This window comes from Algoriphagus sp. (assembly GCF_030694375.1).
Lineage (GTDB): Bacteria > Bacteroidota > Bacteroidia > Cytophagales > Cyclobacteriaceae > Algoriphagus.
Genome location: NZ_JAUXYL010000007.1, coordinates 317,672 through 341,920, shown reverse-complemented (window position 1 = coordinate 341,920; position 24,249 = coordinate 317,672). Strand labels below are relative to the sequence as shown.

Here is a 24,249-nt window from a genome sequence, read left to right as displayed (position 1 = left end):
GACCATTTGGTCGGCTTCGGGGGTGATTAAACACTTTTCTCCATCCTTTTTTGGATATCAGCATTTAGTTATCTGAACTCATAATCAACTCCACTCACCTGAGTCAGTAAGGTAGCCGGGGCATCAAGCGCTTCGGCTGATTTAGGAGGAGTCGGGGTAACCGGGGAGTTTTCTCCGAGGTAATTTTTCATCGCTTGATGTAGGGTAAATGCCGTGTTTTGAGTGTCTTTTACTCCTCTGAATCGACAAAGCATGTCGTCCGGATCTCCATCACGTTCACAGGCGCAGATTTTATAGACTTTTTCTAGGTCAAGGGGCAGGCCATGAACCATCGCAGACTGAACGCGTTTCCCCTCTTCGCCAAAAGCATTAAACTTCACTTCCATTCCCTTGAACTTGATCACCCAACCACCAAATCGCTTCGAAGCATCTGCGGCGAATACGTTATTCAGCTCACGTTCTAGCCACTCTTGAATCTGTTTTCCGGTCACTTTCCCTGTCCGGATGGTACTGTCTACAGGAAGCATGTCAAAAATAAATCCGTTTGTGATTGGGATATTTCCTGTGTGATCCGGTGTGGATCGCGGAGGACAGAAACGGAAACCATTGGAAAGTACGATGTCTACATCCGGCACTTGCCAATCGATGGCGTCCAGGATCATTGTGTCAATTGTGTTTTCAATTACGAAATAGCGAAATAATGGTATGGTCGAATAGCCTACCACTTTTTGGATGTCCTCCAGGTACGGACCCTCATATTGAGCGATAATCTCCTTCATCTTAGGAGACTCAGGGTATTTTTTGGAATCGACTTCCATGAGTTCATAGGTATCGGACACTACCTTTCCATCTTTGATTTTCAGTTCCAGCTTTCCGACGAAAGAGCCAAAAGCTCCCGGTTCCACCACTTTGGCGTATTTGGCTTGGATCGGGACTCTCACCCGCTCATGGGTGTCGCCTCCCAGTATGTAATCCACTCCTTCGCAGGCTGGATGATTAGCTAGGTGGATTTGTTGAGATAGCCCCAAATGGGCAACTATTGCTACAAAAGCACATTTTTCCTGATTTCTTAGCACATCCACATAGTGAGCGAGGTTTTCCTCAGGTTTGGTGTAGATGATGCCTTTACTGTAGTTAGGGGATTGTCGAAGTGGCACCAAATGATCGGTGTAACCCAAGAAGCCAATTTTTATTCCGTTTACAGCCCAAATGTGGTAGGGAGGAAATATCAATTCACCTTTTTTGCCTTCACCCAAGTCATGATACATATTGGCACAGACCTTTGGTGCGCTCAATGAACCAAGAAGGTGCTGCATCGATTTTTTATAGTAGATCACTTCCCAGTTGCCCGGAAGGTAAAGGTCGTAATCCAAGGCGTTGAGAATAGGAACCATAGCCTCCCCAGTAGTTTTTACCGAAAGCTCCGAACCCTGAAACATATCTCCGGTATCCATAAGGAAGCTGTGTTGCATTTTTTTTCGCTTCTGATCCAGGAAAGTCTTAAGGTGCGCGTAGCCGCCGGTTTTCCGATAGACAGCCTTTCCATTTTCCCAAAAGAGCTCATCGTGTGCATGAATTTGACAATGCACATCGGTAGTTTGGAGGATGTTGAGGGTAAAAGAAGTGGAAGGGTTTTCCGGATTATTAATTTCGGAAGATGGAGTCCCAGAGGCGATTCCTACCAATCCGGTGCTTGCACCTAAGGCGCCGATTTGGGCAATAAATTTTCTCCTGGAGGATTTCATAAACTTACTTTTGGGCGTATTGATTTTGTTTCTATTTGATTTAGAAAGGATAATACCTTTCCAATCTGCGGGAAAATTAGAAATCCTTTTGCCCAAGACTTGGTGATAGGTGTCACAAAAGGCAGTAAAAAAAAGGAAGCCCCAGTCTCTGAAGCTTCCTTAAATTCAGATAAAATTAAGAGCTGACTATTTTGAGGAGGTAAACTTGACTACCTGATTTTTTATGGGATCGATCGTTTTTAAGTAAGCATAAATAGCCTTGAGATCCGCTTCTTTCATTCCTGAATACATGGTCCAAGGCATAATGGTGTTGAATTCACCCGGAGCAACTTTCGGGTTTACATAGGAAGAATCAGCGTATTGCGTAAATCTACCAACAAACATTTCCTCGGTCCAATTGCCGATGCCAGTTTCTGTATCTTGAGTGATATTGGATGAGATTACTATCGAACCGTCAGGAAATGGAAAACTTCTCCCTCCTGAAAATTTCACATCCTGTAGGATCATTCCTTGTGGACTTACTTGGGTGTGGCATTCCACACAACCAGAAGCATTGACAAGGTACCCGCCATAAGCTACTTGGTCGCTTGAGGCTGGTTTTTTGGTAGGAGAGGCATTGGTAGGAATAGTTCTCAAAATCAAATTAACGGGAAAGTCAGGTTTTGAATCTGGGATTTCTGTTGGTATTTCAGGTAATGATCTCACATATGCAATGATGTCATAAATATCCTCCGGGTCCATTTTTCCATAGTACATATAGGGCATCAAGGGAAACATCGGTCGCCCGTCATTTGTCACTCCAGTAGTAATCAGACGATACAGTTCTCCATCTGTGTAATCTGAAATCCCGTGAGGTGTGATGTTTTTTGCAAAAAACACACCGGGGAGTCCCATGCTATGGTCAAATCGATCGCCACCTGCACCCAAAGTTCCCGGCCTAGGAGGTCCGGAAAATTCAGAAAAGTCGCGAGTTGAATGGCAATCCATGCAGACGGTAACGTGATTTGCCAAGTAGGCACCTCTTTCGATTCGATCGGGAGTATATTCAATGCTGAGTTCTGGTGCAGGATCCACTTTGGGAAAGCCAAGTTGCAGAAATGCCAATACGCAAATCAAGATCAGAATTACTGCGCCTATCAGGTAGGCAGCGATTTTCAAAAGTTTTTTCATAGTGTTTTTAGGTTGGGTTACGAAAAATAATAAAAATACAATTGCCTGAAAATTAATTGATTACTAAAATAAAGTGAGCGGTGTGAAATTTCAATTTTATTCCAATTAGAAAATACAACTTTGGAAGATTATTCTAAGGTGGTTCAATAGAATAATGGACAATTCAAATCAGAACAATTAGTATTTTGCCAAAAAAACAAGCCTTACATGAACAAGTACTTAATCCTACTACTATTGCTTTTTTCATTTTCGCCCCTTTTCGGGCAAGATGAAGTCCTGAAAAAGCTCGATTCCAAAGCTGACTTTTATGGTGATATCGCCCGGCAGATCTGGGCTAATCCTGAGTTGGGATATTTGGAAACAAAGAGCTCTGCACTTTTGCAAAAGACGCTGAAGGACGCCGGATTCAAAGTGACAGCAGGCGTTGCGGAAATTCCTACAGCCTTCGTGGCAGAATATGGTTCAGGCAAGCCTGTCATCGGGATCATGGCTGAATTCGATGCACTTCCGGGCGTTTCTCAAGAGGCTTCTCCTTTTCGCAAGCCGATTGTAGAAGGTGGCGCGGGACATGCGTGTGGTCACCACCTTTTTGGAGCAGCCTCTGTTGCAGCCGGTATTTCGGTGATGGATTGGATGAAAGAAAATAACATCAAAGGAACATTAAGGGTCTATGGGACTCCTGCTGAAGAAGGCGGTGGAGGAAAAGTGTACATGGCTCGTGCTGGTTTGATCAAAGACGTAGACGTGATGATGCACTGGCACCCCGGATCTCAAAATGCTGCCGGAGCAACCTCATCTTTAGCGAATATTTCGACCAAATTCAGATTTTACGGGGAAGCTTCTCATGCTGCTGCAGCACCTGAGCGCGGGAAATCAGCTCTCGATGCAGTGGAAGCTATGAATTTCATGGTAAATCTGATGCGTGAACACGTGCCGATGGAGACTAGAATGCACTATGTGATTACCCGTGGTGGTGAAGCTCCCAACGTGGTTCCTGCTTTTGCTGAATCTTACCATTATGTAAGACATCCGGATGCGCTGGTAGTTCAGGAGATTTTTGCCAGAATGGTGAAAACGGCTGAAGGTGCTGCTTTAGGCACTCAAACCCGGATGGAATATGAAGTCATTAATGGAGTCTATAACCTCCTTCCCAATGAGACACTCGCCCGAATCATGCATAAAAATCTGGAGACAATCGGAGGCGTAAATTACTCTCCTGAGGAAAGAAAATTTGCGGAGGACATCATTAAAACCTATCCTGCAGGTGTCAAATCCAGTCCGGAAGATGCTGCAAAAATTACCCCCTTTATCGTGAGTGAAGAGGGTGGAGGCGGTTCCACTGACGTGGGTGATATCAGCTGGCTAGTTCCAACGGTAGGTCTAGGTACAGCAACTTGGGTTCCGGGCACTTCTGCTCATACCTGGCAGGCAGTGGCCGCCGGAGGAATGAGTATCGGGCAAAAAGGAATGATGGTCGCTGCCAAGACACTTACCTTGACTGCGATGGATATTTTCAAAGATCCATCCGTTACAGGCAAAGCGCTGGAGGAATTGAACCGAAGAAGAGGAGCTGATTTTGAATATAAAGCATTGGTGGGTGACCGAAAGGCACCATTGGATTACAGAAAATAACAGCTCTGGAAAATTGACCTGAAAGGCCGGAGATTCCGTTGGTGGAATTCCGGCCTTTTTTTGTTTGGACTTTTTCAAAAAAATTTAACTTGTAGGCACGCTTTCGCCCAAAATACCAAATTCATGGATAGACGTAAATCCCTCAAAATCATCGGAGGATCAGTTGCTGGAATAGCAGGTCTGGTGCTAGTCGACTGGAAATGGCAAATCGTTGATCGGTTGACTCACTCCGGCTTTTTTAGCTTTGATGAGGAGCAATTGATTTCAGCAATTGCCGATACCTTTATTCCAACTGGTCTTCCTCCAAAGGTACCCACTCCTGATGCACAACCCATCGGAGCCCTCAGTACCGGTACAGATCAGTTTTTGATCAAGCTTTTCGAGCATTGTTATGAAAAAGAAGAGCAGGAGCTGATTAAGGCGCAGTTGAAATCTTTAAAAAAGTCTGGATTTGGTGACTTTTCTCGGGAGGAGAGAGAAAAAGCGCTGCTTGCGTTGAAGAGTTCTGAAATTGAAAATGAAAATAAGTTTTACAGTTTGATGCGTTCTCAGACGATCAATGGCTTTACCACCGTCAAGGAAGTCATGGCAGACTATCGAGGCTATCAGGTAGCACCGGGGTTCTATCACGGATGTGTGGATGTCCTCCAAGCCTAAACCCAAAACGACATGTTACAAGACTCAAAAGAAAAACGCACCTACGATGCGATAGTGATTGGTTCTGGAGCGTCCGGTGGATGGGCGGCCAAAGAATTGACCGAAAAAGGCCTCAAAACCCTAGTGCTTGAGCGGGGACGGATGGTTCGACACATTGAAGATTATCCTACCGCTTCCAAGGCGCCCTGGGAATTTGAATTTCGTGGCGCAGTCCCTATTGATAAACGATCCGGTGTGGGTGCTGCCAATTGGAAAAGGGAAGAAACCATGCATTGGGCTTTGGCAGAAGATGAACAGCCCTATATTGAGGAGAAGCCTTTCCGCTGGTTTCGTGGTTACCATGTAGGAGGAAAGTCCCTTTTATGGGCAAGAGGCACGCAGCGTTGGTCTGATTTTGATTTTGAAGGCCCGGTAAGGGATGGTTATGCCGTCGACTGGCCCATCCGGTACAAAGACATGGAGCCTTGGTATAGCTATGTAGAGACTTTTGTGGGTTTCGCGGGCAGTCGGGATGGACTGGATGTGCTTCCGGATCAAATCGTACAACCGGGCTTTGAGTTGAGTTGCCTTGAAAAACATTACAGTGAGCAATTAAAGGTAATGTATGGAGATCGACACCTCATCCAAGGGAGATGTGCGCACCTCACTGATCCACAGCAGATTCACAAGGATCAGGGCCGTAACAAGTGCATGAACCAAAACATGTGTAATCGTGGCTGTGTTTACGGAGGCTATTTTTCAGCCAATGCTTCGACCTTGCCTTGGGCTGAAAAGACCGGAAATTTGACCCTTCGCCCGGATTCAGTGGTAGAATCGATTGTTTATGATGAGCAAAAAGGCAAGGCGGTCGGTGTTCGGGTGATTGATCGGCTCACTCAAGAATCGATTGAGTTTTATGCTAAAATTATTTTTGTCAATGCCTCTACGATCAACTCCAATGCGATTTTGCTCAATTCCAAGTCTTCCAGATTCCCCAACGGCTTAGGAAATGACAATGGACTGATGGGTAAATTCATCACCTGCCACAATTACAGAGGAAAAGGAAACGCAACGTTTGAAGGTTTTCAGGACAAATTTAATGACGGCAGAAATCCGGGTCACGCTTATGTGCCTCGCTTCCGAAATGTCTATCGGCAGGAGACGGATTTCCTGCGTGGCTATGCCATCGGAATGTCAGGCAGCCGTCAGTTGGACGGAAACGGTGAACTGATCGGAGATGCGCTTCGGGACAATCTGCTCAATCCAAAATATGGACTCTGGAGCATGGCTGCCTGGATGCAGGGAGAAATGGTCCCTGAGGAATCCAATCACATCCGTCTCAGTGCGGAGGAAAAAGATAAATATGGAATTCCCAAGTTGATCATGTCGGTCGAATGGAAGGATAATGACAATAAAATGACTGCAGATTTCGTGCAGCAACAAAGTGAGATGTACGAGCGGATGGGCTTCAAAAATATCAATGTGACCGACTCAGGTGCGCCTCCGGGTTCGGATATTCACGAAATGGGCGGAGTCCGAATGGGAAATGATCCCAAAACTTCCCTGCTCAACAAATACAATCAGCTGCATCATTGCAAAAATGTCTTTGTCACTGATGGTGCTTGCATGACGAGCGGAAGTACTCAAAATCCGACACTTACCTTTATGACACTGACTGCCCGTGCCGCGAATTATGCGGTGGAGGAGTTGAATAAAATGAATCTTTAATATTTGTCAACGGTCCACAGACGACAGTCGACAGCCGCCAAATTCTACTAACTAAGTGATTTGATTTGGCTTCATCGATTGAAGTGCTTTACAAGCAGCAGTGGACCGTGGACTGTGGACCGTTGAAAAAAAGAATAAACCTATGAAAAATATCCTAATCCTTCTGATCCTCGCCTTTTCCTGGATCATTTCCCCACAGCAATCTTCCGCCCAGAAAAAGGGCGATCCCATGCTTCAAGTTCCCCTTGGCTTTGCCTCGTATACATTTCGAAATCAGTGGAAAAACGGCGTGCCGCAATCTCTGGATCTTATCCAACAAATGGGCTTTACCGAGTTTGAAGGTGGTGCACCACAAGGTGTAAGTTCAGAAGATTTCGTGAAAATGCTGGCAGATCGTGGGATTTCCCTTCCATCCACCGGTACCGGTTTTGAAGCTTTGGAATCAGATCCTCGGGCGGTGGCTGACAAGGCAAAAGCCCTTGGTGCCAAGTATGTGATGTGCGCCTGGATTCCTCACAAGCGGGGTGAATTCAGCAAGGCAGATGCAGACCGAGCGATCAAGGTCTTCAACGAGGGTGGAAAAGTCCTGAAAGAAAATGGACTCACTTTCAAATACCATGTGCATGGTTATGAGTTTCATCCCTATGGGAATGGGACTTTGTTTGATTACTTGGTGGAGAATACCGATCCCAAGTACGTTTCCCTGCAAATGGATGTAATGTGGACGCATTTTGGTGGAGGTGATCCGGTTGCTTTATTGAAAAAGTACGGCAAACGTTGGGTGTCACTACATCTGAAGGATTTCCGAAAAGGAGCTCTCAAAGATATGACTGGCTTGACAGGACCTGAGAATGACGTCCCGCTAGGCGAAGGTGAATTGGACTTTCCGGCTATTCTTCGTGAAGCCAATAAAATTGGTATCAAACACATGTTTATCGAGGATGAAGGTGATCATGAGTTGGAGGCTTTGCCAAAAAGTATCGCTTATTTGAAAAGCTTGAAGTATTGAGGCTTTAAGTCAGTTTGCTATTCAAAAACCTTATTTCTATCAAGGACTTGATCAGCTAATCGAAAGCTAATTAAGTGGTGCAGAGGGGCGGGAAGGATTCCACCAACCTTCCCGGCTTCCTCTGGCTTTCTTACTAAACTGAATAAACCACCTTACTGAATAATTACACTACCCTACACGAGTTAGGGGTCAGACAAGGCTGGATTTTTTCATGAATTGATTTTATCTAGTTCATAAGAATAGGCTATAATGAAGAAACTGATTCTAGGTTTGCTGATTTTTCTTTCTATTTCTGCTTTTTCCCAAGAAAAAGAGAAGCTAAATATCCTTCTTATCCATGTGGATGATTTGGGAGCAGCGGACTTGGGCGTGTTTGGAAGTGATTTCTATGATACACCGAATATTGACCGATTGGCTTCAGAGGGCATGTTGTTTACCCAATCCTACGCTGCAGCTTCGATTTGTTCTCCTTCGCGAGCTGCGCTTTTGACGGGAAAATATCCTGCACGAATTGGAATAACCGACTGGATTAGAGCCAAATTCCAGGGTGGTTCTGGCTTGGCTTTACCGACAGATTTTGAAGGAAATGAGAGTAAACCATTGAATACTCCCAAAAACCAGGGCTTTTTGCCTTTGGAGGAAGAAACTCTTGCAGAACGATTAAAAAAAATGGGTTTCTCTACAATGCATGTTGGGAAGTGGCATCTAGGCGAGGAGGGGAATTATCCCGAAGATCAGGGTTTTGATATCAATATTGGGGGGAATGATCTTGGTCAGCCACCCAGTTACTTTGATCCCTATTTGCCGACAAACGGGAATAAGGATTATGTCCTAAAAAATGTACCTCCAAGAAAGGAGGGAGAGTTTTTGACCGATCGGGAAGGAGATGAAATCGTGCGTTTTCTCAAGGATCATAAAAGTAAATTTTTCATTCACTGGGCTCCCTACGCGGTACACACTCCAATCATGGGGCCGGCAGATTTAGTGGAAAAGTATAAAAACAAAACGCCCGGAGTGCAACGAAACCCAAGTTATGCTGCCTTGGTTGAAAATCTGGATCAGAATGTCGGAAAAGTCTTGGATGAACTGGATCGCCTGGAAATAAGAGAAAATACACTTGTGATTTTCACCTCAGACAACGGAGGTTTGATCGGAAACCCACAAAATCCTGTCACTGTAAATTTGGGGCTTCGCTCCTATAAAGGCTATCCTTATGAGGGCGGCATTCGTGTGCCGACCATCGTAAGTTGGCCTTTTGTCATTGAGCCCGGTTCAGTTACAGTGACTCCAGTTATCACTATGGATTGGATACCGACTATTCTGGACTACCTGGGTGAGGACGTGCCTATGGGATTGGACGGCCAAAATTTGAGAGCTGTTTTTGAAAATCCGGATGAGCAAATAAGCAGGGATTTGTTCTGGCATTTTCCCCACTACCGGGCTCCTGATGTGGTTCCGTATTCCATCATCCGCTCAGGAGATTACAAGCTGATCTATTATTTTGATGGGTCAGAGGCTGAGCTGTACGATCTTTCCAACGATCCTTTGGAAGAGAAAAACTTGATCAAACAGCTTCCTGTTGTGGTCTCCCAACTGAAGACTAAATTAGAAAACTGGTGGAGGGAGACGGATGCTAGGTTACCGGTGCGGAAGTAAGTTTTAGCTTCGAAATAACAAGAATTTGCCTAATTTCCATCATGTCCAATCAAGCCGTAATCCAGCATCTTGAAAGCTTTATCCCGCTCAAAGGGATTGAGAAAGCACTCTTGGATGAACGGTTTATTTTACGGCACATCAAACGAAAGGAGAAAATATTGGTAGCAGGTGAGGTTTGCAGGTATCATACCTTTGTGGCCCAAGGTTGCTTTCGGATGTTTGGCGTTGATGACAAGGGATTTGAGCACAATATTCAGTTCGCTGCCGAAAATGACTGGATAGCGGATATCGGCAGCTTTCATACTCAGAAGCCCAGTCAACTGAATATTGAAGCGCTTGAAGCTGGAGTGGTCCTACAAATCAAGCAGCAGGATTTGTACTTTTTATACAAAAACATACCCAAGTTAAACCTGATTTTCAAGGTTCTGATTGAACTCAAGTACATCGAACTTCAAAACCGGGTGCTTCAAAATTTCAGTTCCACAGCGGAACAGCGGTATTTGGGTTTTTTGGAACAATATCCCCACCTCAGCAATCGCCTGCCAAATACCCAAATCGCCTCCTATTTGGGAATCACGCCCGAGTTTTTGAGCAAAGTCCGAAAAAATATTCAATCCAAGGGCTGATTTCTTAAGCTAGGTTAAGGGTAGATGCCGAAAGAGCTGCTGACCTTTGTCTTAATCAAAAAAGACAAAAATGAAGAAGCTACATACAATTGTCCTCTTGCTACTTTTCTCCTTTCAGGGATTTGCACAGCTGGAAAAAGGGGTACTCTATATCAATCCCGAATCTGGCAATGATGCAAATACAGGCCAAAAGGAAAATCCACTTCGCTCGCTTTATGAGGCGGCAGCACGAATTAATGCAACTGAAGGAGAAGGTTCAGTGACGGTTTTCCTTTCCGAAGGAATGTATGCCTTGGATACTACCGTGCGATTTGATCCTGCAAAATGGAAATTCACCAGGGAAAACAGGTTGACGATTCGGGCGGAGGTTCTTCCTGATGACAAGGATTGGCATCAGGGAAAAATGCCGGTGGTGATTTCTGTTATGCCTTTTCAAAATATTCCCGATGATCGATTGGGCGGAGCTTCCAATGGGATTCAGGTCGAAACAAACCACGTGACCATTCAGGGCCTTCGGGTTTTGGGTTCTCCCGTCCATGAGCGGCCGGCGGATGGAATGGTGATTCGCAATTACCCCATTATCAGGGAAGGAAGAGATTTGGATGACCTACGTGTGACCCAGTGTTTATTTTTGGGGGATATTTATTCCGCTCCAAACCATTTGCCTGTATTGGCGAGTGGGCAGGGTGTGGTGGTGGATCATTGCGTTTTTTATGGAGTAAAAGATGCTGTAGTTTTTTGGTTTTCTGACCGACCAGCTGAAAACTGTGAAATGCATCACAATCTCATCGTCAATATCTATGGTGCTGCGGTTTGGACCTGGTCAGTGGCCGAGGACTTCAAATACTACAACAATGTGGTGACCGGGGCGGAGGCTTTTTGGATTTTGGACAAAGAAGAAAAAAACAACTTCAACCTATCCAATTCTTTGGTGGTGGGATATAATCAGTTGGTAAACAAAGGCGGTGGGCCAGCCAACTTGGGTGAACCTGCTGATGCTTCCAAACTCAAATTGGGAGAGAATGTAATTATTCAGCGAGAAGGAAGCCTGGAAATTGTCAAAGATCCGACCAGCTTGTATTACCTGCAACTTGCTCCGGGGTCATTGGGAAGTGAATTGGGTGCAGGACTGTTTTACCATAAAAAATAACGAGACATTTAATTCAACCATATAAAAATCAAATTACTATGAAAAAGTTACTTACCACATTAGCACTTGTCATTGGACTCAGTGTTTTATCCCAAGCCCAAACGTCCATTGAGGAAATGGTCAAAGATTGGGAACGTGCAAAAGCCTATACCAAAGAGTACCTCGATGCCATGCCTGCGGAAAATTACGGTCTGAAGCCTACCCCTGAAATGCGATCATTTGCGCAGCAAATGCTTCACCTGACTGATGGCAACTACGGTTTTGCTTCCGCAGCCACAGGCGTTGCAAGTCCAATCGGACAAGGAGAATCTGAGAAATCCACCGATCAATCCAAAGAAAACGTTACCAAGCTTGTTATGGCAGGATATGACTTTGTAATCAATAGTTTGAAAACTATGACTCCGGCTCAGTTAAGTGAAGCAACCAAGTTATTTGGGCAATTTGACATGAGCAAAGGAAAGGCCTTGGAAAAGTGCTTTGAGCATCAGACACATCACCGTGGACAAACTACAGTTTACTTAAGATTGGCAGGAGCTACGCCTCCTCAGGAAAAATTATTTTGATTTGAGACTATGGGTATCAGGACGAATTTTATGAAACTTACTCTTTTGAGCTTGTTCTCCATGATGTATGGAGCGCAGGCTCAAACCATTCATTTTGAGGGGAAAGAATTTGAAATTTACCATGTCAAGGCCTCAGTGGTGAAGTTGGATGGTGAAGAAGTTCTCCGGATCGAGCGAGATTTGGAGTCACTACCCTTTGATCCAGAAAGAATGGGTGCAACAGTCGATGAACCTACTTTTCTCAAATTGAGGAACGTAAATCTGGAGAACGGAATAGTGGAAGTAAAAGTCTTGAGTAGACTTTTGCCAAATGCGCCCCCTTTTGCAAGGGGATTTATCGGATTGGCTTTCCGTGTTAACGGGGATAATTCTGCTTATGAATCCATTTACGCAAGACCTTCTAACGGCCGGGCTGACGATCAGATTCGCAGAAACCATTCGATCCAGTACTATGCCTATCCGGAGTACAAGTTTGACAGACTTCGAAAGGAGTTTCCCGAACTCTATGAAACCTATGCCGATATCGGATTGGATGAATGGATTACCATGAGGATAGAATTCAGCGGTCAAACCTCCAAACTTTATCTCAACGATCAACACGCACCTGCTTTTATCGTTAATAAAATGTTAGGAAGTACTACATCAGGGTCCATCGGGCTTTGGGTAGAAATCGGAACAGAAGGGTTTTTTAAAGATTTGAAGATTATCCAATGAGGCAGATAGTAGGGATTTCGGTCATAATTTGCAACAAGACCAATTTTAGGAGAAATGAATGGAAATTGGCAATTTCCTTTTTTCTAATCTCTTTTTCGGTTTTTGCACAAGACCCGCTTGTCTTCCGTCTACCTCAAATGCTAACTGAAGGAAGCCTAGAAATTGGGAAGCATGAAGTTACCAATGGAGAGAAGGGAGGACGGGAGTTCCTAATAGTAGGGAAGAATCAAGCTGAGAAGCCTATATGGTTGCCTATAAATGATTTTCAAGAAGGTAAAATCGAACTTGTAGCCAAGGGAAAAGACATTCTTCAAGGGAGTTTTTATGGGTTGGTTTTTCACGCAGAAAATGATTCAATTTTTGATGTGGTCTATTGCCGACCTTTCAACTTTAGAGCAGAAGATCCTGTTCGGAAGATTCATGCTATACAATATTCATCGAATCCAGATTTTGATTGGCCATTTCTACGAACAAATCATAATGGTATTTATGAAAAGGGAATAGACAATGCGCCTGCTGCGGAGGACTGGGTTACCTTGACGCTAGAGATTCAGGGCGATTCGGTTAGGGCATTCATCAATCATTCCCAGGCCCCTGCTCTTTCTGTGAAAAAACTAAATAACCGAACCCAGGGTAAAATTGGAATAAGAGTAGCTAATGCAGAATTGGAGCTAATTAGAATTTGGAAAACGGACGATGATTTCTAATTCTATTTGCAGGAATTAAGAACAAATTTAAAAAGGTGGATATCAAAAAAAATCGCAATGTCATTGTTACTTGAACAGCTGGTTTTGACTCAATCGCAGCTTTTTTTAAAAGATGTTATTGAGGGGCTTAGGTTAGATCAAAAGGAACTGTCTTCTAAATATTTCTATGATGCTGAGAGAGATTTACTTTTTCAGCAAATTATGGCTAGCGAGGATTATTATTTAACCCGGTGTGAAGAGGATATTTTTCGAAACAAGACAAGTGAACTTACACTGGCGATTACCAATCGAGGAACTCTTTTTGATTTGATCGAATTGGGGGCTGGAGACGGGTCAAAGACCCTGTTTTTGTTAAAGGAGTTGATTGATCAGGGGGAAGATTTTGATTTTTTTCCGATTGACATTTCTAAAAACATCCTTGAGATACTGGGTCAAAATCTTCAAGAATCCCTGCCAGAGTTGTCTTTCCATCTTACCGAAGGAGATTACTTTGAAGCACTTCGAGAAATCGTTACAGCCTCTCACAAAAGGAAAGTTGTACTCTTTTTAGGCTCCAATATCGGAAATATGAGTCCGGGCGAATCCCTGGAATTTTGCCGCCATCTGTCCGATTTACTTTCCCCGGGAGATTTGGTTATCATGGGGTTTGATTTGAGGAAAAATCCCGCCACCATTCTAAGGGCTTATTCAGACCGAGAAGGCATCACGAGTAAGTTTAACCTCAACCTCCTGCGTCGAATTAATCGAGAGCTTGGAGGTGATTTTAACCTAAGTCAGTTTGAACACTACCAAAGCTATGATCCGATTTCAGGAGCATGCAAGAGTTATTTGGTGAGTTTGTCTGATCAAAAAGTTACGATTGGTGACCAAATAATTCTTTTTAAGGAGAATGAGCCCATTTATATGGAAGTCTCTCAAAAATTTTCTCCCGAAGAGATTGACGCGCTTGCTGTAAATAGTAGCTTTAGCGTTATCGCAAACTGGTACGATTCCAAAAAATGGTTTGTAGATGCTATTTGGGAGGTTCAATAGGCGGTTATGTCAAAATATACTATTAAATGAATCTGATTGATCAATATAAAACGGTAAGAGCACACAGTCTTAAAATTTGCGAAGGACTGAAAACAGAGGATTATGTCGTGCAGCCGATGGAGGATGTGAGTCCTCCAAAATGGCATTTGGGACATACCACGTGGTTTTTTGAGACTTTTATCTTAATGGCTAATGTTTCGGATTATCAGGTTTTTAGCACGGATTACAATTTTGTTTTCAACAGTTATTATGAGGCAGCCGGTGCCAGAGTAATTCGAACCGATCGCGGAAACCTGAGCCGACCTAGTTTGGACCAAGTTTATGAGTACCGAAAGTATGTGGATGAGGCGATGGCAATATTTTTAGCGGGCAAAATACCATCAGCTGTGAATGATTTGATTGTGTTGGGTTTGAATCATGAGCAACAGCATCAGGAGTTGTTGATCACAGATATCAAGTTCATTCTTGGGCACAATCCTCTTTTTCCCACTTTGAATCTGGCATTGGATGAGGGAGAGCTCTTGAATTCGGGAGAATTTGTTTCTTTTCCGGAGGGAATTTACGAGATCGGTCATACCGGCGAGGGCTTCTGTTTTGACAATGAATTGCTGCGGCACAAAGTCTATTTGAATGATTTCAAAATCCAAAAACACTTAGTTTCCCAAGGCGAATACTTGGAGTTTATGAATGAAGGGGGATATGAAAAGTTTGAATTTTGGCATGCAGAAGGTTGGGATTGGGTTAAAAGGAATCAGGCAAAAGGGCCGCTGTATTGGCATCAGGTAGATGGGGAATGGATGCAGTACACCTTTGCAGGGCTTCAAAAAGTCAAAATGGATCAAGCGGTGTCCCATGTTAATTTTTACGAGGCCTCGGCCTTTGCAGCATGGAAGGGAATGCGACTACCGACAGAGGCGGAATGGGAAATTGCATCCGATCAGCTGGACTGGGGTTTGCGCTGGGAATGGACCAACAGCGCGTATCTTCCCTATCCTGGATTTTGCAAAGCGCCCGGCGCAATCGGTGAGTACAATGGCAAATTCATGGTCAATCAAATGGTGCTCAGAGGAGGTTCAGTTGCTACGCCAAAAGGACATTCCCGCAAGACCTATCGTAATTTTTTTCATGCAAAACATCAGTGGCAGTTTATGGGAATTAGGCTGGCTGAATAGAAAAAATTATTGTCAGCAATTCAAACAGAAATGAATAATCCTAAAAATACTTGCTTATAATCGTCAACAGTCCACAGACCACAGCGCGCTTAAATAATTTGGCTTTTGGTAAGAAGGTATTTATACAACATAGAATTCACGTTTTGCATCGAAATGAAAATCCAAATTTCTATAAGTCCGCAGAGAAGGGAATAAAAAATCAACCAAAAGAAATCCAGCATATATTATATGAAAGCAATTGTCCTGTATAAACCTGGAGGAGCTGAAAACTTACTTTTGGAAAAAAGGCAAACACCGAAACCTGAGAATGGACAGGTCCTGGTTTCTGTTAAAGCATTTGGACTCAATCGATCCGAATTGATGACCCGAAAAGGTCTGTCTCCTTCCGTGACTTTTCCCAGGGTACTCGGAATAGAATGTGTTGGAGAAATAGTGGAAGATCCATCGGGCGAATTTGCGCGAGGTCAACAAGTTGCCGCCTGTATGGGAGGAATGGGGCGAGACTTTGATGGAAGCTATCAGGAGTTTGTTGTGCTTCCAAAAAACATTTTGATGCCTTTCGAAAGTAGTCTGCCCTGGGAAACTTTGGGCGCATTGCCGGAAATGTTTCAGACCGTATTCGGATCGCTTGAATTGGCACTTAAGCTTCAAAAATCTGAAACCCTTTTGATCCGAGGAGGCACTTCTTCCATAGGTTTGATGGCGGCCCAGCTAGCTAAAGTCAAGGGTGCACGGGTTATTTCAACCTCCCGAAACGCTGAAAGCAAAGAGAAAATCTTAGCAAATGGAGCGGAAATGATGTTAGTTGATAATGGGAATCTTGAAGAAAAAGTCAGAAGTATTTTACCGGAAGGAGTAGACAAAGCACTGGAACTAGTCGGGACCAACACGCTCGCAGATACGCTGAAATCTGTAAAACCTGGGGGCATGGCTTGTTTTGCCGGGATGTTGTCAGAAAATTGGTCTTTCCCAGACTTTGCGCCCATGGATTATATTCCATCCACCGTTGGTCTTACCACTTATGACAGTGGTTCAATTCGGATCTCAGCTTCAAATTTTCAGTACTTTTTGAGGCAAATAGAACGAGGTGAAATTCGCCCAGAGATTGCAAAAATCTTTCGTCTAGAAGAAATAGAAGAAGCTCACAAACTCATGGAAAGTAATCTGGCTCAAGGAAAAATTGTGGTTAAGATTTAGCCTTATAAGATGAGAAAATAGCCCTTGGATTCGATCCTATAATCTCCAAATAGCCCTTTAGTCCCAACATTCTATTCCAATACAAATGAAGAAACTTCTGTTTTCTCTTGGATTCTTGATCAGTTTCAGCACCATTTGCCAAGCCCAAACAGCTAAACCGCTTCGGCATTTTATGCAGCAGACACCTTCTCCCGAGGAAGCGATTCCCTATGGAAACAATCCCAAAGCGGGGAAATACGTGCAAGCCGGAGATGCGAAAATCTACTATGAAGTCTATGGTGAAGGTGAGCCTTTTGTAGTCCTTCATGGAGGGTTGCTGGGTTCGACTTACGAAATGCACCAGTTTATCGATAGCCTTTCCAAACGCTATCAAGTGATTGCAATCTCGACTTGGGGACATGGAAAATCTGAGCTTGGAAAGGCACCCCTGAGTGTCAAACAAAAAGCAGGCGATATTCTGGCTGTGGTCAATGCCGTGACCTCTGATTCAGTAAATATCCTTGGCTTTAGTGACGGAGGTTTTGGTGGGTATATGTTTGCGGCTTTATATCCCGAGCGGGTGAAGAAAATGATTGCCATCGGAGCAGGAGAGCAAACGCCGGAATTGAGAAGAATGGAATTTAATGCGTTGGAATTGTTTCAGCTTGACCCTGCCTTTATGGAGCAACAGTTGGGGTTGATGCCAGAACCTGACCGATTGATGGAGTTGGGAAATCAGGTCGCTGATTTTTACAATTCTACTTCGATCAGCAAGGATTTATTTGAAAAAATTCAATGTCCTGTCCTGATAATTGCGGGAGAAAATGATAGGAATGCAGCATTAGAAACAATACTCAGTGGTTATCGCATGATCCCAGACAGTCAATTAGGGATTATTCCAAATGCCGGTCATGGAGTGTTTTTGGAAAATTTTCCAGCGGTTTGGTTCAGTATAGTTCCTTTTCTCAGGAATTAAAAATTCTAAGGTCTCTATCTGTTGATATCGAAATAGAGCAATATTCTTCAAAAAGAAGTTTTTTGCCAGAGATATTTAATGCGCTAATTGGAGTATGAAATCAATAGTTCTGTCCAATACTTGATCAGGAATTTCCTTATGCGGTGTGTGCCCGACGTTTGGAATAATGTACTTTTCAGCTTTACCTTTTACTTGAGCGACTGTTTTTTCTACTTGTGCCATAGTTCCGTATTCGTCCGCTTCGCCCTGAATGAATAGAACCGGACAGGAAATGTTGTGCAAAAAGTGTTCAATGTTCCAATTTCTAAAATCAGATGTTGTCCAAGTCTCAACCCAGGCATTAAAAAAAATATCGACTTTATTACCGTGATATTTTTCTAACCGTTCAGCTAGGTTAGAATTTTTATATAACTCTTTCGCTTCATAAATCCCCCTTAGTGTAATTTCTTCTACAAAAATATGGGCCGCTTCGCATAGTATTCCTTTTATTCTACTAGGGTATTTACTTGCAGTAATCAGAGCGATTGAACCACCATCGCTGTGCCCGAATAAAATGGCACTATCTATTTGAAGTTTTATTAGCAGGTCATTTAAAATGTCAGCTTCAATTTCCAAATAATTGGATGGTCGGGGATTCGTAGGCATAGGGTCAGATTTGCCATAACCCAAACGGTCATAAACGAGATAATTACATCCAGTCGCGTTTCCAAGTTTTTCGGGAAAGTCTCTCCATAATTTTGTGCAGCCCAATGAGTCGTGGAGAAAAATAATAGTTGGCTTTCTTGAATCAGGATTTAAATATTTTACAAAGAGATTGGTTCCTCTAATTTCAATATATTTTTCCATTTTTATTGGGGTGGTGGAATGCGAAATATCAAAACTTATAGTCTTCCCGAACCGGGCTGAAAATATCAAAAAGATGGCAATTAGTTATAGCTTTTCCGCCATGCATAATATTTGGAGGAATAATAGCGATATCGCCTTTTCTATAAATATTGGTTTTATCGCCAATAGTAAATTCAAATTCCCCAGCTAAAACTTGTGTAATTTGCTCATGTATATGATTATGCATAGGTAAAACAGCACCCTCATCAACTTCCCAAAAACCGAGTGTCGTATGTAAGGTATGAATAAGACGTGCTTTGAACCCACTTTTCAATTCAATTTGCGGTATTTGATCAATTTTTATCATTGTTTAATTTTAATTTCTTGAGGCAGGATTTGTTTTTTCCATTTTATAAATCCTCGAAAGTTCATCATAAAGAAGAATATATTTCCAATGCTTATACCCCAGCTTTCCATCTTAAAAATACCTAGGTAGATCCAAAGGATATTGGCAATAATATAGCACACAAAACCTGCTCTATTTTTATTGCCAATCAAATACACTGCTAGAAGACTTGATGCCATCGCTAACCAATCTAAACCGTAATAATTTAATATAAAGTCCATGTATTAATTTTTAGTTGAAGATTTGGTATTATGTGAATGCAACCCTGTACTAAGGCATTAGATCAGAATCTATTTGCAATGGTGTACAAATTTTTATTTGATTTCCTTCGTAAACAAACCTGCTCCCAGATTTGAACCCAGTGTTCCTGGTTTAATATGAAGGAAGTTTCTGTTTGTTTGGTCTTCAATTATTTCCAATTGTCCATCTTTTTTCAAAATCACATCTTGACTAAATTTTAATTTTTCCTCATTACCCTTTTCTCCAAAACCCTGGGCTCCTCCCCCTTTATTGACCAAAGAATTGTATCCTACAATTATGGAGTTATCAATGGTAAAGGATTCTTTTTCCTCTTTTTCCAAAATCCACACTACGTTGGAGTTGCTTATTGCATTATTGAAGAACTTGAAATCTGAGGATGTGGACCAAGTCCAAATAGCACCACCATAGCTGTCAACAATAAGGTTATGATGAAAGGAAGAGTTTGTTGCCGGGCTGTTCCACATCACAACAGCATCTTTTACACCGTAAAACACGCAATGGTCAACCTCAAGGGTTTTGCCATTTGCCAAAATTCCGAGATGATTTGGAACGGCATTTCTACTTCCGATAAATAGACATTGAGTGACTCTTAAATCTTCCAGATCTTTGCCTTCCCAAATAATTGGATAGTTCCTGATTACTACTCCCTCGGATGGATTCTCATGAACAGGTTGACCTAAAATTCTGATTCCCTGTATAGTTACGTGACTATTTTGAAACATTAACCCAAAGTTTTGTGCTCCGATGGTTTCACCTTTGTCGTTTTTTTCTACAACAAACGGCATGATAGATATCAATATTGGCATTTCAGCAGGGCTCCATTTTTGCTCATCAGGCAATATTTCAGCACGAATAGTCAGTCGGTTTGTGGCTGAAAATTTCCATTTTTGGGCATTAAAATCTGCTGTTTCACTCATGCCATAGAATCCTGCCGAAAGATAAATTGTGATCGATCCCTCTCCTTCGGTTTCATTTACCATTTTGGCAGCTTGGCTGATTGTCGCCAATGGATTTTCTCTTGTACCAAGATTGGTGTCTTTCCCAAATTCCGGATTAATATATATTTCTTCAATATTGGGTACAGAAGTAGTCTGTGCTAGTGTCAATTGGCTGAAAAATGCCAAAAAAACCACTAACATATTTGATATTATCCTTTTCATTGTTCTTTTTTTGTTTAAATGATTATGCAAAAGTGGAGAAACTGAAAAAAATGACCCTTAACCTACATTAAGAAATTCGCTTGTGTTTTGGATTAAGGGATTTCCTTTTTGGTCAGTTTTTTTTTAGAAAACTTACTTTGAAAGTCAGGCTATCTTTCGCAGTGATAATTACTGTACTAAAATGTTACAATAGAATTTTCCAGCTTTTGTGATCAGAACTATATAAAAAGAATTACGATTTAATCAGAATAAAAAAGTTTAATTAGTAGGATTTTTTCGAATCATTTGCTAACTAGATAGCCTTTAAATAAGGTAGTTATGCAAAAGATCTTCACAATACTCCTCGCACTTCTTTTTACAGGATCTGGGTTAACGTTTGCCCAAAAGCAATCCAAGACCATCCAAATTGATGGTAAGTCCCAACATTATCAATTAATCGGCATTGAAAACCGAAAGCTTGGACAGCCTTTGATCATCATAGAAAGTGACCTGGGAGGAAATTTGGAATCTTGGCACAGAGTCATTAGTGAGCTTCCTGAAAACACACCGGTCTTTGCGTATGACCGGGCAGGAAATGGTCAATCGGAAGCCTTCGATGAAATTCCCACGCCAGCAAACCGGACCAAGCAGCTCAAGTCCTTGCTGGATAAATTGAACTTGGCGCCGCCATATATTTTGGTGGGTCACGGTTGGGGCGGGATTTTGATCAAGGATTTTGCACTTGCCCATCTGGAGGACATAGAAGCGATGATTTACCTTGATCCAACAGATCGATCTACCAGTAAGGAAAAAATGATTGCCATTTTTGATCGTGACGGAATGGAAGGGGAAAAAATCGCAACTGACTATTTTAGGATGAGGAGGGAGGGTTTCCAAAATGCACCTGCGGGAGTACGTGCAGAGGCTCAGGTGTTGCTGGATTTTTCAGAGGGGAAAACTCCGAATTCCAAGCTGTACGATTTTCCGGAAGTTCCTTCGGTGATTTTCGTGGGGGGAAAGCATGTGGGCTATATGGAAAACCCAATGAGCGCTTCGTTGGGGATGGATTATCAAGAAATTTTAAACGTGCTGCAAAAAAACCGAATCGCTGATTTCACCGAGCAGATTCTGGCGATTAAGAATTCAGAACTAGTTTTGATTTCCGACTACATACACTATTTACACCTTCAGGAACCTGAAAAAGTGGGTTCGGCCATACTTTCAAAATACTATGGAAAACCTTCTGAGAAAATAGCTGTAGCCTCAGAAAAATACTCGGCTGAAGAATTTGAAGAATATTTGGATGGCCTGCTTTCCTATTTTCCTGAGGAGAAGCTTACAGAAGCGATCATCAATATGCATGGCTATGATCAGCTTCGCAGAGACAAGCCCGACCATGCCTTGGTTTTATTTCGGCACAATCTTGCTCGCTTTCCCGAATCAGCCAACGTTTACGACAGCATGGGCGATGGATTGGTGGCTTTAGGCAAAACCAAGGATGCTGTTCCATATTTTGAAAAGGCGGTTGAATTGGGTGAAGTGAGTAAACACCGGGATTTGGGGCTTTTCAAGAAGAATTTGGCTAATGCGAAGGAGGAAAAGTGAGGTTCCCGAATAACTTTTCCAAAGTTTCAAACTTTGGAAAAGTTTGAAACTCAACAAACTAACTTAAACCCATACCCACGTACATTCAGAATCTGGATATTCGGATCGTCCTGAAGCTTTTTGCGGAGCTTGGTGATAAACACATCCATGCTGCGGGCGTTGAAAAAGTCGTCTGAGCCCCAGATTTGATTCAGAATCTTGGTTCGGTCAGTGATATCATTCGCATTTTCGAGCAGGATTTGAAGCAGTTGGGATTCACGGGAAGTTAATGGAAGTTCGTTTTCTCCGAGTTTGAGCAATTGACGGGTTGGATGAAATTCATATTTTCCCAAACCGATCCAATCACTTTGGCTTTGGCGGGTTCGTAGGCGATCCAGCTGGGCTTTGATTCGCACGATCAATTCCTCCATGCTGAAGGGCTTGCGGATGTAGTCATTCGCTCCCAGTCCAAATCCTTTGACCACATCTTCGGTCTGGCTTTTGGAAGTCAGGAAAATAATCGGGGTGTAAGGATCAGTTTTGCGGACTTCAGCAGCTAAGGAAAAACCGTCCTTTTTTGGCATCATCACATCCAAAACCAGTACATCGGGCTTTTGCTGTTGATAGCTTTCCCATGCTTTTTGTCCGTCTCCACACAGCCGAACTTTGAATTCCCGGCTTTCCAGACTTTCCTGAATGATCGTGCCCAAGGCCAATTCGTCCTCGGCGAGAATCAAATTGATTTTGCTCATGGCCAGTAAGTGATAAAAGTGGTGGAGTGTTGCCCGGTTTCCAGCTCGATTTTACCTTCGTGTTTTTCCATGATTTTTTTCACATAATACAGTCCGATTCCAAAGCCTTTGACATCATGAAGATCTCCTTTTGGAATGCGATAAAACTGCTCAAAAACACGGGCCTTTTGCTCTGAACTGATATTCCCGCCGTTGTCATGAATGCGGACTTTGTTCATGCCTTTTTGGTCCAGGCAGATTCGGATTTCGTTTCCACCATACTTGATCGCATTGTCAATCAGGTTGGAAAGTGCATTTTCGAAGTGAAAAGGATCTGCGAAGATGGTCTTGCAATGAGCGGGCAAAATCAAGTCGATTGTCTTCTCCGGCGCCAAGGTCTGGAATTTTTGGACAAGCTGACGCAAAAGTATTTCGGGTTCAATGGTCTCTTTTTTCAACACCAACTGATCGGAATCCAGTGTGGCTGTTTCCAAAAGCTTCTCTACCATCTGATTCAGTTTGAACATCTGGTTTTTGGAAATCCCCAAATAGCGATCAGTTTTTGAAGGATCGTTTTCGGGATTGAATAGCTGGATTCCTTCGATGGCAGAAAGGGTGGTTGCTATCGGAGTCTTGAATTCGTGGGTGATGTTGGCGATCAGGTCCTGCTTGATTTCGGCGATTTCCTTTTGGTTTTTGATGGTTTGGTATAAGTAATAAAAGGCGTAGGCGATGATCCCAAGGAAAAGTAAAGAAGTCAGAATCTCGAAGATTCCCCGCTTTAGGATAGTCAGGGAAATATTTTCAAAGTAGAGTTCCAATACCTGTCCGGGAGGTAAAAATGTGGATCGGGAAATGGTCATGAATGGCATATCCGGCTTTTCGACACCGGGATTTTCTTGCGGAGGATTGGCTTCTCCCAATCGGGGAATCCTTCGATTGACTTGGATGAGCTGATAATTGATGTCAATTTTTCTTCGGTCCAGTTCGGCTTGGAGGAATTCTTTGATTTTGTCAAAATCCAGACTGTCTCGGGTGATGGATATTATAATTTTGCTAGTCAGGGATTTCAGTTGATTGATACTGTCGGCCTGATCTTTTCCAAAGAATATCCGAAGTTCATTTTTTTGATCTACCGCTCTTCTTCGGGAGGAATCAAAAAAAGTTAGTCCGGAGGAGGTGTCAGTTGCTAGCTCATTCCAAAATATTGAATCGAAGCCACCTTTTTCTGCTTTTTCTAAAGTTTCAAAGATTCTTTTGCTCTGTCCCACACGATCCAAAAAACCACCAACACTGTCCAGACGGTTGATTTTGATTTGAGTGATTCTATTTTTTCCCGGAAAACTGTCTCCTTCGAGGATGGAATGATTTCCGGAAAAATCCGTCAACGCAATGACATCCGTTTTGGCCAATTCGGCAAAATAGCTTTCCACCGCATTTTCCAAACTTTGCTGAATATCCATCACCAATTGGCGCTGAATAATCCGAAACTGGGAATACATCCGCCAAGCCTGCACGCCAATGCTCAACAGCAGCGTGAGCCCGATCAGAAATCCTATTCGCTTGAATTGCAGCTTTTGCATACCGCTAAATTAGAAGGATAAAAAAGCG

Annotated in this window: 23 protein-coding genes; 15 read left to right on the top strand and 8 right to left on the bottom strand. The window is 42.9% G+C overall.

Annotation, left to right across the window (positions count from 1 at the left end; genetic code table 11):
- Positions 1 to 68 precede the first annotated feature (68 nt).
- Together Q8M62_RS02730 and Q8M62_RS02725 are read right to left on the bottom strand one after the other, a co-directional pair.
- Positions 69 to 1,745: a bifunctional UDP-sugar hydrolase/5'-nucleotidase gene (locus Q8M62_RS02730; RefSeq protein WP_304899142.1), complete on the bottom strand. Its 1,677-nt coding sequence runs from the start codon at positions 1,743 to 1,745 to the stop codon at positions 69 to 71.
- A gap of 186 nt (positions 1,746 to 1,931) precedes the next feature.
- Positions 1,932 to 2,915, bottom strand: a complete 984-nt coding sequence (locus Q8M62_RS02725; RefSeq protein ID WP_304899141.1) for a cytochrome C — start codon at positions 2,913 to 2,915, stop codon at positions 1,932 to 1,934.
- Positions 2,916 to 3,122: 207 nt separating this feature from the next.
- On the opposite strand from Q8M62_RS02725, the gene Q8M62_RS02720 reads away from it, so the two are divergent.
- The 14 genes from Q8M62_RS02720 to Q8M62_RS02655 all read left to right on the top strand — a co-directional run bounded on the left by Q8M62_RS02720 (position 3,123) and on the right by Q8M62_RS02655 (position 17,692).
- Complete coding sequence (locus tag Q8M62_RS02720) at positions 3,123 to 4,547, top strand: amidohydrolase (RefSeq protein WP_304899140.1); 1,425 nt, start codon at positions 3,123 to 3,125, stop codon at positions 4,545 to 4,547.
- A gap of 123 nt (positions 4,548 to 4,670) precedes the next feature.
- A complete protein-coding gene (locus tag Q8M62_RS02715; RefSeq protein WP_304899139.1) occupies positions 4,671 to 5,204 on the top strand; it encodes a gluconate 2-dehydrogenase subunit 3 family protein in 534 nt (177 codons plus the stop codon).
- 12 nt (positions 5,205 to 5,216) lie between these two features.
- A complete protein-coding gene (locus Q8M62_RS02710) occupies positions 5,217 to 6,911 on the top strand; it encodes a GMC oxidoreductase (protein WP_304899138.1) in 1,695 nt (564 codons plus the stop codon).
- A 142-nt stretch (positions 6,912 to 7,053) separates the two neighbouring features.
- Entirely contained in the window at positions 7,054 to 7,920 is an 867-nt protein-coding gene (locus Q8M62_RS02705) for a sugar phosphate isomerase/epimerase (RefSeq protein ID WP_304899137.1), read from the top strand.
- A gap of 249 nt (positions 7,921 to 8,169) precedes the next feature.
- Positions 8,170 to 9,576, top strand: a complete 1,407-nt coding sequence (locus tag Q8M62_RS02700) for a sulfatase (RefSeq protein ID WP_304899136.1) — start codon at positions 8,170 to 8,172, stop codon at positions 9,574 to 9,576.
- 41 nt (positions 9,577 to 9,617) lie between these two features.
- Complete coding sequence (locus Q8M62_RS02695) at positions 9,618 to 10,202, top strand: Crp/Fnr family transcriptional regulator (protein WP_304899135.1); 585 nt, start codon at positions 9,618 to 9,620, stop codon at positions 10,200 to 10,202.
- A 70-nt stretch (positions 10,203 to 10,272) separates the two neighbouring features.
- The gene (locus Q8M62_RS02690; protein ID WP_304899134.1) at positions 10,273 to 11,352 is read left to right on the top strand and encodes a hypothetical protein; all 1,080 of its coding nucleotides are present in this window, start codon (positions 10,273 to 10,275) and stop codon (positions 11,350 to 11,352) included.
- A gap of 38 nt (positions 11,353 to 11,390) precedes the next feature.
- The gene (locus Q8M62_RS02685; RefSeq protein ID WP_304899133.1) at positions 11,391 to 11,915 is read left to right on the top strand and encodes a DinB family protein; all 525 of its coding nucleotides are present in this window, start codon (positions 11,391 to 11,393) and stop codon (positions 11,913 to 11,915) included.
- A 30-nt stretch (positions 11,916 to 11,945) separates the two neighbouring features.
- Positions 11,946 to 12,629: a hypothetical protein gene (locus tag Q8M62_RS02680; RefSeq protein ID WP_304899132.1), complete on the top strand. Its 684-nt coding sequence runs from the start codon at positions 11,946 to 11,948 to the stop codon at positions 12,627 to 12,629.
- On the top strand, positions 12,626 to 13,336 hold the full coding sequence (locus tag Q8M62_RS02675) for a hypothetical protein (RefSeq protein ID WP_304899131.1): 711 nt from the start codon (positions 12,626 to 12,628) through the stop codon (positions 13,334 to 13,336). Before Q8M62_RS02680 ends, Q8M62_RS02675 begins: the two co-directional genes overlap by 4 nt.
- A gap of 57 nt (positions 13,337 to 13,393) precedes the next feature.
- Positions 13,394 to 14,368 carry an L-histidine N(alpha)-methyltransferase gene (locus tag Q8M62_RS02670; RefSeq protein WP_304899130.1) on the top strand — a complete coding sequence of 325 codons (975 nt, stop codon included), beginning with the start codon at positions 13,394 to 13,396 and terminating at the stop codon, positions 14,366 to 14,368.
- Positions 14,369 to 14,394: 26 nt separating this feature from the next.
- Entirely contained in the window at positions 14,395 to 15,540 is a 1,146-nt protein-coding gene (gene egtB / locus Q8M62_RS02665; RefSeq protein WP_304899129.1) for an ergothioneine biosynthesis protein EgtB, read from the top strand.
- Positions 15,541 to 15,768: 228 nt separating this feature from the next.
- Entirely contained in the window at positions 15,769 to 16,737 is a 969-nt protein-coding gene (locus Q8M62_RS02660) for a zinc-binding alcohol dehydrogenase family protein (RefSeq protein ID WP_304899128.1), read from the top strand.
- 85 nt (positions 16,738 to 16,822) lie between these two features.
- Complete coding sequence (locus tag Q8M62_RS02655) at positions 16,823 to 17,692, top strand: alpha/beta fold hydrolase (protein ID WP_304899127.1); 870 nt, start codon at positions 16,823 to 16,825, stop codon at positions 17,690 to 17,692.
- A gap of 75 nt (positions 17,693 to 17,767) precedes the next feature.
- Here Q8M62_RS02655 and Q8M62_RS02650 read toward each other — a convergent pair whose 3' ends face one another.
- The 4 genes from Q8M62_RS02650 to Q8M62_RS02635 all read right to left on the bottom strand — a co-directional run bounded on the left by Q8M62_RS02650 (position 17,768) and on the right by Q8M62_RS02635 (position 20,344).
- Positions 17,768 to 18,538 (bottom strand): alpha/beta fold hydrolase, encoded by a 771-nt coding sequence (locus tag Q8M62_RS02650; protein ID WP_304899126.1) that lies wholly within the window; start codon positions 18,536 to 18,538, stop codon positions 17,768 to 17,770.
- Positions 18,539 to 18,566: 28 nt separating this feature from the next.
- Positions 18,567 to 18,884, bottom strand: coding sequence for a cupin domain-containing protein (locus tag Q8M62_RS02645; RefSeq protein WP_304899125.1), 318 nt, complete (start codon positions 18,882 to 18,884; stop codon positions 18,567 to 18,569).
- The gene (locus Q8M62_RS02640; protein WP_304899124.1) at positions 18,881 to 19,144 is read right to left on the bottom strand and encodes a nicotinamide mononucleotide transporter; all 264 of its coding nucleotides are present in this window, start codon (positions 19,142 to 19,144) and stop codon (positions 18,881 to 18,883) included. The genes Q8M62_RS02645 and Q8M62_RS02640 overlap by 4 nt, the downstream gene beginning before the upstream one ends.
- 93 nt (positions 19,145 to 19,237) lie before the next feature.
- Complete coding sequence (locus Q8M62_RS02635; protein ID WP_304899123.1) at positions 19,238 to 20,344, bottom strand: right-handed parallel beta-helix repeat-containing protein; 1,107 nt, start codon at positions 20,342 to 20,344, stop codon at positions 19,238 to 19,240.
- Positions 20,345 to 20,662: 318 nt separating this feature from the next.
- Here Q8M62_RS02635 and Q8M62_RS02630 point away from each other — a divergent pair, with 318 nt between their 5' ends.
- A complete protein-coding gene (locus Q8M62_RS02630; protein WP_305668009.1) occupies positions 20,663 to 21,928 on the top strand; it encodes an alpha/beta hydrolase in 1,266 nt (421 codons plus the stop codon).
- Positions 21,929 to 21,978: 50 nt separating this feature from the next.
- Here the strand turns inward: Q8M62_RS02630 and Q8M62_RS02625 are convergent, their stop codons facing one another.
- Positions 21,979 to 22,659 (bottom strand): response regulator transcription factor, encoded by a 681-nt coding sequence (locus Q8M62_RS02625; RefSeq protein ID WP_304901922.1) that lies wholly within the window; start codon positions 22,657 to 22,659, stop codon positions 21,979 to 21,981.
- Entirely contained in the window at positions 22,656 to 24,221 is a 1,566-nt protein-coding gene (locus Q8M62_RS02620; protein ID WP_304901921.1) for a HAMP domain-containing sensor histidine kinase, read from the bottom strand. Before Q8M62_RS02620 ends, Q8M62_RS02625 begins: the two co-directional genes overlap by 4 nt.
- Positions 24,222 to 24,249 lie beyond the last annotated feature (28 nt).

Bases quoted from the DNA above. Each gene is read 5' to 3' on its own strand.
- Q8M62_RS02730 (WP_304899142.1), bottom strand. From the start codon at position 1,745: ATGAAATCCTCCAGGAGAAAATTTATTGCCCAAATCGGCGCCTTAGGT.
- Q8M62_RS02725 (WP_304899141.1), bottom strand. From the start codon at position 2,915: ATGAAAAAACTTTTGAAAATCGCTGCCTACCTGATAGGCGCAGTAATT.
- Q8M62_RS02720 (WP_304899140.1), top strand. From the start codon at position 3,123: ATGAACAAGTACTTAATCCTACTACTATTGCTTTTTTCATTTTCGCCC.
- Q8M62_RS02715 (WP_304899139.1), top strand. From the start codon at position 4,671: ATGGATAGACGTAAATCCCTCAAAATCATCGGAGGATCAGTTGCTGGA.
- Q8M62_RS02710 (WP_304899138.1), top strand. From the start codon at position 5,217: ATGTTACAAGACTCAAAAGAAAAACGCACCTACGATGCGATAGTGATT.
- Q8M62_RS02705 (WP_304899137.1), top strand. From the start codon at position 7,054: ATGAAAAATATCCTAATCCTTCTGATCCTCGCCTTTTCCTGGATCATT.
- Q8M62_RS02700 (WP_304899136.1), top strand. From the start codon at position 8,170: ATGAAGAAACTGATTCTAGGTTTGCTGATTTTTCTTTCTATTTCTGCT.
- Q8M62_RS02695 (WP_304899135.1), top strand. From the start codon at position 9,618: ATGTCCAATCAAGCCGTAATCCAGCATCTTGAAAGCTTTATCCCGCTC.
- Q8M62_RS02690 (WP_304899134.1), top strand. From the start codon at position 10,273: ATGAAGAAGCTACATACAATTGTCCTCTTGCTACTTTTCTCCTTTCAG.
- Q8M62_RS02685 (WP_304899133.1), top strand. From the start codon at position 11,391: ATGAAAAAGTTACTTACCACATTAGCACTTGTCATTGGACTCAGTGTT.
- Q8M62_RS02680 (WP_304899132.1), top strand. From the start codon at position 11,946: ATGAAACTTACTCTTTTGAGCTTGTTCTCCATGATGTATGGAGCGCAG.
- Q8M62_RS02675 (WP_304899131.1), top strand. From the start codon at position 12,626: ATGAGGCAGATAGTAGGGATTTCGGTCATAATTTGCAACAAGACCAAT.
- Q8M62_RS02670 (WP_304899130.1), top strand. From the start codon at position 13,394: ATGTCATTGTTACTTGAACAGCTGGTTTTGACTCAATCGCAGCTTTTT.
- egtB (WP_304899129.1), top strand. From the start codon at position 14,395: ATGAATCTGATTGATCAATATAAAACGGTAAGAGCACACAGTCTTAAA.
- Q8M62_RS02660 (WP_304899128.1), top strand. From the start codon at position 15,769: ATGAAAGCAATTGTCCTGTATAAACCTGGAGGAGCTGAAAACTTACTT.
- Q8M62_RS02655 (WP_304899127.1), top strand. From the start codon at position 16,823: ATGAAGAAACTTCTGTTTTCTCTTGGATTCTTGATCAGTTTCAGCACC.
- Q8M62_RS02650 (WP_304899126.1), bottom strand. From the start codon at position 18,538: ATGGAAAAATATATTGAAATTAGAGGAACCAATCTCTTTGTAAAATAT.
- Q8M62_RS02645 (WP_304899125.1), bottom strand. From the start codon at position 18,884: ATGATAAAAATTGATCAAATACCGCAAATTGAATTGAAAAGTGGGTTC.
- Q8M62_RS02640 (WP_304899124.1), bottom strand. From the start codon at position 19,144: ATGGACTTTATATTAAATTATTACGGTTTAGATTGGTTAGCGATGGCA.
- Q8M62_RS02635 (WP_304899123.1), bottom strand. From the start codon at position 20,344: ATGAAAAGGATAATATCAAATATGTTAGTGGTTTTTTTGGCATTTTTC.
- Q8M62_RS02630 (WP_305668009.1), top strand. From the start codon at position 20,663: ATGCAAAAGATCTTCACAATACTCCTCGCACTTCTTTTTACAGGATCT.
- Q8M62_RS02625 (WP_304901922.1), bottom strand. From the start codon at position 22,659: ATGAGCAAAATCAATTTGATTCTCGCCGAGGACGAATTGGCCTTGGGC.
- Q8M62_RS02620 (WP_304901921.1), bottom strand. From the start codon at position 24,221: ATGCAAAAGCTGCAATTCAAGCGAATAGGATTTCTGATCGGGCTCACG.